General features: G+C 42.6%; 13 protein-coding genes. 7 read left to right on the top strand and 6 right to left on the bottom strand.

Features of this window, described 5'->3' with window-relative positions; translation table 11 throughout:
- Nucleotides 1-267: 267 nt before the first annotated feature.
- Together parE and HYG93_RS02955 are read right to left on the bottom strand one after the other, a co-directional pair.
- On the bottom strand, nt 268-2,148 hold the full coding sequence (gene parE / locus HYG93_RS02960) for a DNA topoisomerase IV subunit B (RefSeq protein WP_106984168.1): 1,881 nt from the start codon (nt 2,146-2,148) through the stop codon (nt 268-270).
- Nucleotides 2,149-2,162: 14 nt separating this feature from the next.
- Entirely contained in the window at nt 2,163-2,750 is a 588-nt protein-coding gene (locus HYG93_RS02955) for a YqiA/YcfP family alpha/beta fold hydrolase (protein ID WP_178961823.1), read from the bottom strand.
- Nucleotides 2,751-2,998: 248 nt separating this feature from the next.
- Here HYG93_RS02955 and HYG93_RS02950 point away from each other — a divergent pair, with 248 nt between their 5' ends.
- The gene (locus tag HYG93_RS02950) at nt 2,999-4,330 is read left to right on the top strand and encodes an alpha/beta hydrolase (RefSeq protein WP_117006560.1); all 1,332 of its coding nucleotides are present in this window, start codon (nt 2,999-3,001) and stop codon (nt 4,328-4,330) included.
- 92 nt (nt 4,331-4,422) lie between these two features.
- Here the strand turns inward: HYG93_RS02950 and HYG93_RS02945 are convergent, their stop codons facing one another.
- Both HYG93_RS02945 and gshA read right to left on the bottom strand, forming a co-directional pair.
- Nucleotides 4,423-4,920 (bottom strand): disulfide bond formation protein B, encoded by a 498-nt coding sequence (locus HYG93_RS02945; protein WP_117006559.1) that lies wholly within the window; start codon nt 4,918-4,920, stop codon nt 4,423-4,425.
- Between the two features lie 19 nt (nt 4,921-4,939).
- Entirely contained in the window at nt 4,940-6,517 is a 1,578-nt protein-coding gene (gene gshA, locus HYG93_RS02940) for a glutamate--cysteine ligase (RefSeq protein WP_120364104.1), read from the bottom strand.
- Nucleotides 6,518-6,728: 211 nt separating this feature from the next.
- Between gshA and HYG93_RS02935 the strand changes: the two genes are divergently transcribed.
- The 6 genes from HYG93_RS02935 (at nt 6,729) to HYG93_RS02910 (ending at nt 12,828) form a co-directional block, all read left to right on the top strand.
- Nucleotides 6,729-7,268 (top strand): DUF924 family protein, encoded by a 540-nt coding sequence (locus HYG93_RS02935; protein WP_178961821.1) that lies wholly within the window; start codon nt 6,729-6,731, stop codon nt 7,266-7,268.
- 48 nt (nt 7,269-7,316) lie between these two features.
- Nucleotides 7,317-7,880 carry a hypothetical protein gene (locus HYG93_RS02930; RefSeq protein ID WP_121530969.1) on the top strand — a complete coding sequence of 188 codons (564 nt, stop codon included), beginning with the start codon at nt 7,317-7,319 and terminating at the stop codon, nt 7,878-7,880.
- Between the two features lie 21 nt (nt 7,881-7,901).
- Nucleotides 7,902-9,206, top strand: a complete 1,305-nt coding sequence (locus tag HYG93_RS02925; RefSeq protein WP_178961819.1) for a DUF445 domain-containing protein — start codon at nt 7,902-7,904, stop codon at nt 9,204-9,206.
- 165 nt (nt 9,207-9,371) lie between these two features.
- On the top strand, nt 9,372-9,965 hold the full coding sequence (locus tag HYG93_RS02920; protein WP_117006555.1) for a hypothetical protein: 594 nt from the start codon (nt 9,372-9,374) through the stop codon (nt 9,963-9,965).
- Between the two features lie 221 nt (nt 9,966-10,186).
- The gene (gene argS, locus HYG93_RS02915) at nt 10,187-11,977 is read left to right on the top strand and encodes an arginine--tRNA ligase (protein ID WP_120365537.1); all 1,791 of its coding nucleotides are present in this window, start codon (nt 10,187-10,189) and stop codon (nt 11,975-11,977) included.
- Nucleotides 11,978-12,228: 251 nt separating this feature from the next.
- Nucleotides 12,229-12,828: an SPOR domain-containing protein gene (locus tag HYG93_RS02910; protein ID WP_120365511.1), complete on the top strand. Its 600-nt coding sequence runs from the start codon at nt 12,229-12,231 to the stop codon at nt 12,826-12,828.
- A 135-nt stretch (nt 12,829-12,963) separates the two neighbouring features.
- Here the strand turns inward: HYG93_RS02910 and asd are convergent, their stop codons facing one another.
- Together asd and HYG93_RS02900 are read right to left on the bottom strand one after the other, a co-directional pair.
- Entirely contained in the window at nt 12,964-13,815 is an 852-nt protein-coding gene (asd, locus tag HYG93_RS02905) for an archaetidylserine decarboxylase (RefSeq protein ID WP_178961817.1), read from the bottom strand.
- On the bottom strand, nt 13,812-14,654 hold the full coding sequence (locus tag HYG93_RS02900) for a sulfurtransferase (protein WP_106984157.1): 843 nt from the start codon (nt 14,652-14,654) through the stop codon (nt 13,812-13,814). The genes asd and HYG93_RS02900 overlap by 4 nt, the downstream gene beginning before the upstream one ends.
- Between the last annotated feature and the right edge of the window lie 7 nt (nt 14,655-14,661).

Below are 14,661 nucleotides of genomic sequence, written 5' to 3'. Positions count from 1 at the left end.
TTTTCAATTTATTAAAACTCATTCAATTTATGTTTTGATAGTTTCATCTTCCTCAATATCTCATTTTTTTGCATACAAACTTGTATCCAACATGACAACTAAAAAATTCCAAGATGGCTCAAAGTGCACAATCACATTTTTAAAGCTGCACAACTACAGCGCATTTTATGTACTGCTTAGACATAAAAAAGCCCGCATCTGCGGGCTTTTTTACATAGTTGGCTCAAGTCGCACTCAGCCAGTACTTGCGCCAAATACAAAATTAAATTATACGGTCAACTCAGCTAAATTGCCTTTTTGCTCTAACCAATCTTTACGATCAGACGCACGTTTTTTCGCAAGAAGCTTATCCAAAAGACCTGCCGTAAACTGGCTATCATCTAAATCTAATTGCACCAAACGACGGGTATTTGGATCAAGTGTCGTTTCACGTAATTGACTCGCGTTCATTTCACCTAAGCCTTTAAAGCGAGTGATTTGCGGATTTTTAGTTTTGCATTTTTTCAAAATGCCATCTAACTCTGCATCATCCAAGGCATAGTGCACGTCTTTGTTATCATCAATACGATACAAAGGAGGCATGGCAACAAATAAATGCCCTTCTTCCACCAAGGTTGGAAAATGCTTCACGAATAAAGCACACAGTAGGGTCGCAATGTGTAAGCCGTCGGAATCGGCATCGGCCAAAATGCAAATTTTGCCATAGCGCAGTTCAGACAAATCATCTGAGCCCGGGTCTACACCAATCGCAATCGCAATGTTATGCACTTCTTGAGAAGCCAGCACTTCATCTGAAGAAACTTCCCACGTATTTAAAATTTTCCCGCGAATCGGCATAATCGCTTGGAAGTTTTTATCCCGCGCTTGCTTAGCAGAACCGCCCGCAGAGTCACCTTCCACAATAAACAGTTCAGATTCTTCGAGCGTATGCCCGACACAGTCAGACAATTTACCCGGCAAGGTTGGGCCAGCCACAATCTTTTTACGCTCAACTTTTTTGGCAGCTTTTAAACGACGGCCTGCTTTCGAAATCGCCATTTCAGCCAACTGCATTGCAATCTCTGAATTTTGATTCAGCCACAATGCAAATGCATCTTTGGCAATATTCTGCACAATGCCAGATGCTTCACGGCTCGACAGACGCTCTTTGGTTTGCCCAGAAAACTGCGGTTCTTGGAATTTCAGCGACAAAATATAGTTCACGCCGTCCCAAACATCTTCCGCAGATAATTTCAGATTACGAGGCAATAAATTGCGTAGTTCACAGAACTCGCGCATTGCATCTGCTACACCTGAACGCAAACCGTTCACATGCGTACCGCCCTGCGCCGTTGGAATCAAGTTCACATACGATTCTTGAATCGACTCGCCACCTTCAACATTCCAACAAATGGCAAATTCGGCACTGGCACGTTCGGCATCACCTGTTGCGACAAAAGCTGGCGCTGGAATAATCTCACGGTCTTGCAGTTCATCCATCAAATAGTCAACAAGACCATTTTCAAACTGCCAAGTGATTTTTTCATCGTTAATTTGGTCAACATAATTAATTTCTAAGCCCGCAGCTAACACCGCTTTGGCTTTTAAATTATGTTTTAGGGCTTTTAAAGCAAATTTTGGTGAATCAAAATACTTAGCTTCAGGCCAGAAATGTACCCGTGTGCCTGTTGCACGTTTGGCACATTTACCTTCCAAAACTTCTAAAGGTGCAACCGCTTCGCCTTGCTCAAAGGCCATTTTATAGAGGTTGCCTTGGCGCTGTACTTCCACTTCAACACGGGTTGAAAGCGCATTCACCACCGAAATACCTACCCCATGCAAACCACCAGAAAATTGATAGTTGTCTGTGCTGAACTTACCGCCGGCATGGAGTTTGGTTAAAATAATCTCAATACCAGATTGGCCATATTCTGGATGAATATCAACTGGCATACCGCGGCCATTGTCCTCTACAGACAAAGAGCCATCTTTATAAACAATCACAGTAATTTTATTGGCATGACCTGCAAGTGCTTCATCGACAGCATTATCAATCACTTCTTGCGCCAAATGGTTTGGACGACTTGTGTCGGTATACATGCCCGGGCGACGGCGCACCGGATCTAAACCAGATAAAACTTCAAGAGATTGGGCCGTATATTGAGACACGTTGTAAGGTTTCCTTATTTTATGCTGTCCGATAAAAACTGTAGCACTGCCGGTATTTTGTCTGCGAAATCGTCCATAGCATGACTGCCATGACAATCGATCATCAGCATTGCACCTTGCGAGGCTTCACTATAATAACGCTGTGCTTCACGATAATCCAAAACTTCATCGCCTTGGTGTAATAGCACTAAAATTTTGCTCGCATCTTGCACAAATGGTACAGAAATGTGTTCTAAGTGATCAAGCTGTGCTTCATCCAAGGACCAATCTGCCGTAACGGCATAGGGTAATGTAGTTGTTGCAAATAAAGTTCTAAACAAATGCCATGGTCGCATTGCTGGATTAATCAGTACAGCAGGAATACCATGCTTCGCGACCAATTGCGTCGCATAAAAGCCCCCCAGACTACTTCCGACCAAGACCACATCTGGCAAATTCCTAATCTGTGTAGACAGTAGATCTAAAGCATGCTGCGGATGCATATTTAAATCAGGCAAATGCACTACATCGTTCGGGCGATATTGTGCGCAGTACTGCTTTAATTGTTGACCTTTAATTGAATTTGAACTGCTTTGAAAGCCGTGTAAATAAATGATGTTCATCGCTTGTTCACAAAATTATATACAAATTAATCAAAATAAAGTTTATAAATGAGATGCAGGTCTCATTTTAAAAAGTGAGTTTCTGCATTTTGTTAGACAATAAATCCGCTGCCGAAACACGATCATCGGTATTTTAAATATTATTCATAATAAGGCACTAGCCTTAAACAATAAGACTTATACCGTGAAGCTTAGATAAAAGAAAGCCCGAATATACGGCGCATAAAACGACACAGGATATGACGCAGATGCCGAGTTTAACACCACTACACGAAACCTATTGTAAATGGGACCGCACACCACCCAGCCAAGCCGATGTCCTCGAAGGCTTGGCACAGCTGGTAACGATGCGTTTTAGTGATGTCGTGCATGACCTCATCCAAAATATTCAACGAGAGCTTTTAATTAGTATTTTTGGGATGAGCGAGCAAAAGTCGAAAAGCATCCATAAAATTCCCTATGTCAAAAAGCTGTATCAATTGACCTATGAAAGCTTTTTTAACTACGGAAACTATTTATTGGCACCTATTTTACGTGGCGTGATTGAGCGTTTCCCTAAACTACATGACAAACCATTAACCCCGAGTCTGCATATTTTGGTCGGTGCGTTAAATGGCGTACTGGGTGATTATTTACTCAAATATCAAAACCCTATGGCACTGCCTATGGCTGTGTATGACCATTATGGTAGCTTACAAAAAGGCGAACTCAGTGGCCGTGTGACCTTATTTGTACATGGCCTATGTATGCACCATTTGTCTTGGTCAAATCATAAATTTGGTGGCATCGGCGAAAAACTCTTGGCGCAACGTGATCACAACACCATGTTGTACCTGAACTACAATACAGGCCGTCGCATTTCTGCCAATGGGCGCAGTCTATCCAATACCTTAGAAGATCTGTTACAACATAATCCCAATATTACCAGCATTGATTTGATTGGCCACAGTATGGGCGGATTGGTGTCTCGTAGTGCCCTCTTTTATGGCAAACAAAATATGCACCACTGGATTCACCGCGTTGAAAACTTGGTCTGTCTGGGCTCTCCACACCACGGTGCAGTATTAGAACGTTTTGGCTTTGCAATGCAAGATAAGCTTGGGCATTTACCTCTTGGAAAAATTGTCGGCCATGTGGTGAATATTCGGAGTAATGGAATTCTAGATTTACGCTATGGAAGCGTCCGTGATGATGATTGGGAACACAATGATGTACGTATTGGGATGATGGACGACAATCGTAAACCTGCACCGATTCCTTCACATATTAATACCTATCTTGTGGCCGGAACCATTGAGTTTGAGCACCGTAAAAATCGGACTTTAAAAGTCATTGGTGATTATTTGGTCAGTGTAAAAAGTGCCTTGGGCGAACACCCCAATAGTCGCTATCAACTAAAAGTACCAGATGCACATAAAGCCATTTTCTATGGTCTAAATCACTTTGAAATTCAATATCACTCGCATGTTGCAGAACAAGTCGCTCGCTGGTTCTACCCAAGTGTAGAAGATCAAGCTTATGATCAAATTCATGAATATATGATGGACTTGGCGAGCATGGAAGGCATCGCGCTCACTTAAATAAATAAGATATTTTTGCCACAAAAAAGCCAGCTTGATGCTGGCTTTTTCATGTCGATGTGCATGCTCGGCGTCATGCAAATTTGGTTATGTTAAGCAGGATACCTACGACATAATTGCCAAAGGCTCACCACGGCCAGCACTGCAAAAAATATCCCAGACCAAACAGGTAAAGACTGTCCTAAGAAGGTCCAATCCACTTTGGCACATTCGCCAGAACCCGTTAATACCTGCTGAAACACAGATTTTAAAGGCAGTGTTTCAACCCAATAATCCAATCCAGGCCCACAACTTGGCACTTTATCTGGCGGTAAATTTTGTAGCCAGACATGCCGTGCTGCCACACCCACAGACCACAAAATAGATACGCTAGCCAAGAAGGCATAGATGCGTTTCATAACATTTGAGGCAGGATTATGTAAACATGCCAACAACGAAATCAGCCCAAGACCAATTAGGCCAATCCGTTGAAATACACATAATGGACAAGGTTCAAGCCCTTGCACATGTTCCAGATACAGCGCAAAACTCATGCCAATCACACTGGCTACAAATAATAAGCCACTGATCAGGCGATAACTCCACTGCATGGGGTTCCCTCTATTTTATTTATCTAAAATTCGCAAGATACTGTTCGAAATTAGGTGCTGTTTCTTGCTCTAATACTGCGAGTGTTTGTAAGGACTGAGTTGCCACTTCTGCAAAATAAGCCTTACGCTCAGGACTCAACTGATGTTGCTCATACATACTCGCATGCTGTTGTGCCATAAAGCTACCAAAGCCCCATGTACCACCTTGCTCAATTGTATCTTCAATCATTTTTGCAGACAAAGTTTCATCGACTTCGTCTACCCGTGACAGCATAACGTTCAAAGCTTGGCTATACAGTGGTGTACTGTAACTTTGGTCCATTAAAGCAGCGATGGATTGCATTTCGTTTAAATAACGACGACACCAATCTTCAATTGGATAAGCCTGCCCTTGCTCCAAAATCGTTGCATTGGGTGCACGGCCGCGGTTAACCACTTCTGCTTGGTTTTGTTCTATTACTTCTTGCTCTGCATCAAGCAAATCTGGGCTGTCGCTTAATAAGCAATGTAATGCCAAGATTTCCAAGAAGCCCGCTGTATTTTCATCAATGCCAATTGGGCTATAGGGGTTAACGTCCACTGCGCGTAATTCCACATAACCTACACCACGGTTGAGTAATGCTTCCGATGGTGTTTCACCTGCTTTTGGCACCTGTTTTGGGCGCACTAAGCTGTAGTATTCATTTTCAATTTGTAGCACGTGGTCATTAATTTGAATTGGCGTGCCCGCTTCATCATCTAAGCCCAAACGAGTGAATGGAGCATACGGCGTTTTGACTGCTTTTTGCAGACCATCCAAATAACCAGTCAAATTGTTATAGTGAATGCCCAATTGTTTTTGTGCTGAATTTTGATAACCGAAGCGCCCCATACGTAAAGCCGTGGCATACGGTAAAAATAGCGTACCTTTTAACAGTGGCAATAAGTGATGCTCTCGCCCTGTCATAAAGCATTGGCATACAGACGGACTCGCACCGACCAAAAACATCACCAAAGGTGTTAACCGGATAAAGTTACGAATCAAACCAAAGTAACGATGACTGCGATAGTCTTGCAAACTCAATGCTTTTAGGGCGTCGTCTGTTTCGTTTGCCTGTAAGGCTTCAAACAAATGATCAGGGAAAGATAAATTATAATGCACCCCTGAAATGGTCTGCATACGGCGACCGTAACGCACGCCTAAACCATGACGATATAAGGTTTTAAAACGGCCCACATTTGAGGTGCCATACTGTGCAAGACGAATACTTTCTTCCGCATCATCAAGCATACACGGCATCGATAAAGGCCATAGTTTTTCATCATGTTCTAATTGTTGATGCACAACGGCATGAATATCTTTTAAATAATTGAGTGTTTCACCAATGCTACTTAAGGGTGGTGTAATAAACTCCATCAATGCTTCGGAGTAATCGGTCGTAATATGCGGATGTGTTAATGCCGAACCCAGTGCTTTGGGATGATCTGCTTGAGATAAAAAACCATTGCTCTGCATACGTAAACTTTCACGTTCAATGCCACGTAACATGCCGTGTATATGCGTAGAGTCCACCCAATTTGGTAAAATATTTTGAGAGGTCGATTCGGGCTGACTCATTGCAATCTCGCTTAAAGGGAAGAACGACTAAAAGAAAATCATTTATTTAGCGCAGTATAACTTGATTTTTAGGTGGCACGTTACAGTCTGCTGGCTTTTGAGGCAAAGCTAGACTTTATTTTTGATTGTTTTTTTATCACAAAGTTGCACTATAAGACATTTGAGATTTGTGATTTTATTAACAAACAAATACGAAAGCTGATTAAAACTGATGAATTATCAAGATATTTTAGATTTTTGGTTTAGTGCAGAGACCCAACCGCATTGGTTTGCAAAAAGCGATGAGTTTGATGCCATTATTGAAAAAAACTTTAAAAATGTTCATCTTCAAGCCACGCAGTCCGAACTTTGGACATGGCGCCAGCATGCCTCTGGCCGTTTGGCTGAGATTATCGTCTTAGATCAATTTTCTCGTAATTTATATCGTCAGTCTGCACAAGCTTTTGCTCACGATGCAATGGCCTTGAGTTTGGCACAAGAAGCCGTGCAACAGGGCTTAGACCAACAGTTACCCACTGAACAACGCGCATTTTTGTATTTGCCATATATGCACAGCGAATCCAAATTGATTCAAGTGCAGTCCCTCGCGTTATTCGAGCACTTGGCCAATCCCATCAATTTAGATTTTGCCCAACAGCATAAAGTGATTATTGATCGTTTTGGACGTTATCCACACCGGAATAGCGTATTGAATCGTCCTTCAACGGCAACCGAAATTGAGTTTTTAAGCCAACCTCATTCAAGTTTTTAACCGTCCTCCTCGAAGGCCATTTTTTATTTTTCATTTAGGCTCCCCAACATGAAAACATGGTATTTATCACTTGCACTGGCCACAGCCTTGAGTCTATCAGGCTGTGCAACCACCCCATCAAAACCCTTAAGCTTTGCAGAATTGGGACAGTTTAGTGCCACGCCACTGAATGCTCAGACCTATCGTATTAGCTTTCAAGCAACACCCAATATTAGCTATGGCACAGCTGAAGAAATTACCTTGGTGAAAGCCGCTCAAGCCACCTTACAAAATGGCTTTCAATTATTTAAAGTCAGTGATGACCCAAGTAACCGCAGTCAACAACCGCCGCGAAAAGCCGTGGTGTATGCGAGCCCAATGTACCCTCCATCGGGTTTTTACCGCCGCCATCCTGCTTTTTGGCCCGACCCATTTTATGATATGCCTCAAGTGGTTAGCTTAGACCCAGTACAAGTGAGCTACACCATTGAATGCTTTAAAAATAATAAAGCGGCACCACACGATGCCTTTGATGCCAGCTTAATCTTACAATCGTTGGGTGCAAAATATGGTTTAAGTGCGACAGGTGAACCTTTAGTGCCACCGGCAGCCACACCACCCCAATCAAAATAATTACGGAGCCTAGACCGCCCTATGTCTGAAGCGACTCAAGCCTCACCCAATTTGCAACGCAGTAAACAATTCGCGGGCATTGCCTTAGTTGTTGCCGTGCTAATTTGGTTGGCTTTAATGATTAGCGCCAAATTACTGCCCGAATATGTTTGGCTCATTCATATTTTAATGCTTTCGGCAGAAGCAGGCGTGGTGGGTGGTCTGGCAGACTGGTATGCTATTACAGTGTTGTTTCGTAATCCTTTTGGCAAAATGCCAATTCCTAAATTTTTACGCGACCACACTGAAATTATTCCACGCAATAAAGCCCGTATTGCAGAATCTATGGGACGCTTTGTACAAGAAAATTTTCTCTCCCCGCAAATTGTGCAACGTAGCCTCGCCAATACAGATTTATCCTTAGCCATGGGCAAATGGTTGGCCAATCCTGAAAATAATCAAAAAGTCACCGAGCTCATTCAACAAACCGTACCTAAATTTTTTGACTTTGTTGGGCAAGATCAAATTGGCCGTTTTATTCAAAACAACAGTGTGCAATGGGTTAAAAACACCCAAATTAACCACTTAGCCAGTGAAATGCTTCGCGCGGTCTTAGACAACGATTTTCACCAAGATGTATTACAACGAGGCTTAGATTTAGCCCATGAATGGATGCTACAGCACCCTGAACAAGCACGAGATTTAAGTCGTCAGTTATTTAAAGAGTTAGGCGTTTGGAAACTGGCCAAAGGTGCCAGCTGGATTGGTATTGATGTGCAACAACGTACCATTGATTCCTTACTCGAAAAAGTCGAATCTATGCTGGCAGATCCAGAACATCCATGGCGACAAAAAATAGAAGACAGTGCCCAAAGCCTCATGCTGGCCTTAGCCAATAATCAGAGCAGTGCGAGCCTACGCCTCAACCAAACCAAAGATGCACTTTTAGACAGTCCACAAGTGCTGAACTTCTTGAGCGGTGCTGTGGTGATTTTATGCGATGCAATTAAAGCTGATTTGCAAAAAACAGATTCAGGTATTGCACAAAATTTACGTGTGGCAATTCAGCAAATCGGAGAAAATATGATCTCTAATATTGCCGTGCGCCAATTGTTAAATGACAAAATGAGTGACATTGCAGTCGACCTTTCCGACCAATACAGCGAAAAAGTGATTCTGTTTATTAGCGCCCGCATTCATGAGTGGGATTCACGTGAAATGATCGACAAAATTGAAAATGAAGTCGGTGGCGACCTGCACATGATTCGTGTCAATGGTGTGGTGGTGGGTGCATTTATTGGCTTGATTTTAGGGATTATCCGCGCAGTGGTTGAATACCTACTCTAAGCATACAATGGCCATCATGATGTCTGCGCATGATGGCCCCATGTATCAGGGATGCAACGCCACCTGTACGATCCATCACATAAAACCGACGGCGCATAGATTGACAAAGTAATGGAGCACGCTAAGCTAAGCGAACAATTTTAAACCGTAACACCATAATCAAAAATGATAAAAAAAACACAATCAATCTGCCTTATTTTTGGCTTGAGCCTTGTTGCCCTTTCGGGTTGTCAAATGATTTCCAAAACCAGTACTAAAGTCACCGACAGCGTCATGGGCATGTTCGGTCAAGAAAAAAGTCCAGAACTCGATGCACAAAGCATTTTAGACTTGGCCAAAGCATCGCAAGAAAAACTCGAACACCTACTGGCCAATATGCCTAAAAATGAATGGGTATATTTAGAAAACCCGCAATTGGGCACGGCAGAACTGCAAAACAAAGCCACAAATAACCACGTCTTATCCTTGGCGCTCAACTGTAAAATTGAGACTCAACGCCCAAGCTTTAGCCTGAGCAATGCCAATGGTCAAATCATTCTTAAAGCCTATGATGACAGTGCTGGGCAAATTCAATTTTTGCTCGACAATAAAAACTTCGGCAACCCTTTCCAAACCTATCAAAGCAAGCAGCTCGAGAGCTTTAAAACAGCACTCAAACAAGCCAAAGTGATTAAGATTTTTAATGCTTCAAAGCTATATAGTTTCCAAAATACACATGCCGAATTACTGGAAAAACCAGTGAATTGTAAAACATCTTAAGCCCCGAGCATGGCTGAGCACAGCACAAGCTCAGCCTTTTCAAACACGCTGATCACTGGCAAATATCACGGCTCCCTCAGGCAGGTGCAACCATTTCACATGCCGATGACCCTGAGCTTATTTCATCGAATATTATTTATTCACTACAAATGGGTTCACCTAAAGACAGCGAAATTTGCTATATTTATTGTTTTTCTGCGACATTTAATTTTCGACTGAATATGAATACGGCAATCCAAGCAGCTCTCGAACATGCAGTACACGCCCTTCAAGCTGAAGGCGTACTCCCAACTGACTTTAATAACAATGGCAACCTCACGCGTACTAAAGACCGAAGCCATGGTGACTTCGCTTCGAACATCGCAATGATTGCTTCTAAAGCTGCTGGTATGAAGCCACGTGATTTAGCCGAAAAAATTCTTGCTGCCCTGCCTGAAGTTGCAGATATCAGCAAAGCAGAAATCGCAGGCCCTGGTTTTATTAACTTCTTCTTAAATGCAGACCAGCGTTTTGCCGTACTGGATCAAATTCAAGCACAACAAAATGAATTTGGCCGTACCCAAGCCAATGCAGCAAAAAAAATTCAAGTAGAATTTGTTTCTGCTAACCCGACATCTAGCCTACACGTGGGTCATGGTCGTGGTGCAGCTTATGGTATGACCGTTGCAAATCTTCTTGAAGCAACAGGCGCAACCGTTGACCGTGAATACTATGTGAATGATGCCGGCCGTCAAATGGACATCCTGGCAACCTCTACTTACCTGCGCTACTTAGAGCTTACAGGTCAAACTTTGGTATTCCCTAAAAATGCATATCAAGGTGATTACGTTAAAGAAATCGCTCAAAGCATTATTGATCAAGACGGCGAAGCTTATGTACGCCCAGTCGCAGATGTCTACAAAGACGTGCCTGAAGATGTTCAATTCGCTGCCGAACTTGATGCTGATGGCAATAAAGTTGTACTTTCAGGCGACAAAGAAAAACACATTGATGGCTTAATTTTTAATTCGCAAACTTTGCTTGGCGAAGGCTACCGTGTATTCCTTCAAGCGGCCTTAAACGCGATTCTTGACGATATTAAAGATGACCTTGGCGAGTTTGGTGTTCACTTTAACCAATGGTTTAGCGAAGAAACACTGACAGATAAAATTACAGAAGCACTTCAAGTGCTGGACCAACGTGGTTTCCTTTACGAAAAAGAAGGTAACATTTGGTTCAAATCAACCGCATTTGGTGATGAAAAAGACCGCGTAGTGAAACGTCGCAATGGTCAAACTACCTACTTCGCATCAGATATCGCCTATCACTTAAACAAATTACAACGTGGCTATACAGACATCATCGATATTTGGGGTTCAGATCACCACGGTTATATCGCACGTGTGAAAGCGGCCATTGATGCAATGGGCTATGACTCTAAAAAGTTAACCGTGCTTCTTGTTCAGTTCGTCAGCTTATGGCGTGGTGGCGAGATGGTACAAATGTCATCTCGTTCAGGCCAATTCGTGACGTTACGTGACCTTCGTAAGGAAGTTGGTAATGACGCTGCACGTTTCTACTACGTAATGCGTAAGTCTGAGCAACACATTGACTTCGACTTAGATTTAGCGGTTTCGCAAAGCAAAGACAATGCTGTGTATTACATTCAATATGCACACGCACGTATCTGCCGTATGTTAGAAAAAGCTCAATCTATGCAAGTGAACTTCGATGCAAGCGTTGCACGTGGTTTAGCAAGCAAACTTGAATTAGAAACTGAAACTGAAATTCTTGCAAAACTTGCAGCTTATCCAGAGATTTTAGTTCGTGCTGCCAATGCATACGAACCACATCAAATTGGTAACTACTTAAAAGAATTGGCTGCTTTATTCCACGGTTGGTACAACGAAAATAAAGTCCTTGGTGATGATGCTGAATTGACCCAAGCACGTTTATTACTGTCTGTGAATGTACGTCAAGTCCTTCGCAATGGTCTTGAGTTACTAGGTGTATCTGCACCAGAAAGCATGTAAGCAAAACTCGGTTAATTTACCATTGGCAGATCAGTCTTACATTTTCTGAGCTGACCAAACCTAAAAAGCCAGATGCATCATGCGTCTGGCTTTTTTACCATAAGCCTTATATTTTTAAATTTGTCATTTGCTTAATTTGTGAAAATTAAACAAAATACAGATGACAGTAATGTAATATATAATAATCAAGAACAATATTTTGGGACTCTCCCAAAGTGCTTCGTCACAATTAAAATGAATGAGGTTTCCTCGTGTTTGGAAAAACGCAACGTGGTGTATCAGAGCGACCGAATAAACCTAAAAAACCACTGATTCCAGCATGGCTGGGAACCTTAGTGGCGATTTTGATCGTGTTAAGCTTTGTGGTTGCATTGATGCTTTGGAAACCTTGGCAACCGGTTAAACCACGTGCGCAAGCCACTGCAGAACAAACCCAAGAAGAAAACAACAAAGACTATCGTTTTTACGACCTATTACCTCAGCAACAAGTTACTCCTATTCCTGAGCAAGCGATTCCTGAAAGCAAGAATCAAGGCACTGTGGTGATTGTAGAAGCACCTGAGCAAAAAGCGGAACAAGCCAACCCAGAACCTGGCCTTGTAGAAAGTCCAGCAGCAGCGGCACCAAATTACATTCTACAAGTGCGTAGTTATGATGACCCAGATCAAGCCGATGCACGTCGTGCAGAAATTATTCTGAATGGTTTATCTGCCGATGTTGTACAGACTACAGAAAATGGGAAAGTTTGGTACCGCGTAGTCTCTGGACCTTATGACTCACAAGATGCAGCCGTCATTGCACAGCAAACCTTACAACACAGTGGCATCGATTCAATTGTTGTAAAACGCTAATTTGAATCCAATAAAAAAAGCACCTTAAGGTGCTTTTTTTATTCCTCCCTTTAATAAAGGGAAGTTAGAAGAGATTCTTTTTTTGAATAAATCAGCTTAGCTCAAAAGCTTTTCCTAAAAAGGAGAGAGAATTCCTTAAATGGTATGCCCTAAAGCTTCACCCATGACCACTGCTGAATTTGCGGAAAATGCGGCATCCCATGCCATTTTATCTTGTTCAAATAAAACCACCGCAGTTGAGCCCAAATAGAAACGCCCGAGCTCAGCTCCTTTTTCAAGTTTTAAATCGTGCTGGTTTAATTCAATACGGCCCGTTGGTTTTACTTTACCAGTCGCAACGGTTTCGATCCCCGCCACAATCATCGCACCTACCAGCACCACTGCCATACGGCCTAATTCCGTATCAAACAAACACACCATACGTTCATTACGTGCAAACAAACCAGGAATATTCTCTGCTGTGGTTTGGTTCACAGAAAATAATTCACCTGGCACATACAATGTTTCAGTTAATTTACCGGCAAATGGCATGTGCACACGGTGATAATCTTTCGGTGACAGGTAGACTGTAGCAAATTGACCATTTTTAAATGGCTCTGCCAATTGTGGATCGGCAATCAAATTTTCAACGGTAAATTTTTGGCCTTTGGCTTGAAAAATATCACCATTTTCAATTTTACCCAATTGTGAAATCGCACCATCCGCAGGTGAAACAATACTGCTTGCATCCTGATCAATTGCACGTACACCATCTTTTAAAGAACGGGTAAAAAATTCATTAAATGATTTAAATTTCAAAGCATTGCTTTGCTCTGCAATCGACATATCAATGCCATATTGTGCCTTGAACGCTGTAATCACCGCATTTTTAATGATTGGATTTTCGCTGGCTGCAACTTTACCCACCACACGTGACAAACGATGTTGTGGCACCACACGCTGAGCTTGAATGAAAATTTGTTGTTTTAAACGCGATGTAATGCTCAAGATGGCAACTCCCCTGTAGCGATTGGACTATCGAGGCGGTTGCCCCACTCACTCCACGCCCCGTCATACGCTCGAATATTCCAACCCAATAACCGCCCTAAAATATAGGCCAATCCTGAGCGATGATGTGACTGGCAATACACCACCACTGGTTCATTTAATTGAAAACCGAGTTGTTCTAAACGCTGCTGGGTGCGCGATAAAGGATGCAATTTTAAATGATTTTCACGGTTAAGGGCAGTACTCCACTCGAAATGGCGTGCGCTTGGAATATGCCCGCCACGTCTAGCCGCTAAGCGCAGTCCGGTATATTCATCTTCTGTACGGCAGTCCCAAACTTGAATTGATTGATTTTCAACACTTTGTTTTAATTCTGCATAATCAATTTGTACATCTTTTTGGGCATTTGACTGAATCGTCACAAATTGCTCAACGGGCTCAAATTGTGGTACTTCTGCGCTCGTTGGTAAGCCTGCACCCAACCATGCATGGATGCCACCGTTCAAAAGGCTGGTATTTTCAAACCCAATACAGTGTAAGTTCCAAATCAACCGTCCTGCCCATGCGCCACCTTCATCATCGTATGCCACAACATGATGCTCTGGGGAAATATTTAAGAACTCAATCAGCGCTTGCAAACCTTCTGCTTCAGGCAATAGCCCCATGGCTTGTTCTTCTTGGCGCACTAAAAGTTTCGGTTTCAGGTGAATGGCATGAGGAATATGCAGTTGCTCATACACCGATGTTCGGCTCAAATCGACAATTCTGAGTTTGTCATTGCCCAAATGTGGGACCAAATCTTCTGCTTCTATCAGCAGGCCAAAATCCAAAGTGCTCATTTTTTCG

The sequence above is a fragment of the Acinetobacter sp. SwsAc6 genome (genome assembly GCF_013391565.1).
Taxonomy (GTDB): domain Bacteria; phylum Pseudomonadota; class Gammaproteobacteria; order Pseudomonadales; family Moraxellaceae; genus Acinetobacter; species Acinetobacter cumulans.
The sequence above is the reverse complement of the archived record's forward strand: the minus strand, read 5'-3'. Positions and strand labels throughout refer to the sequence as shown.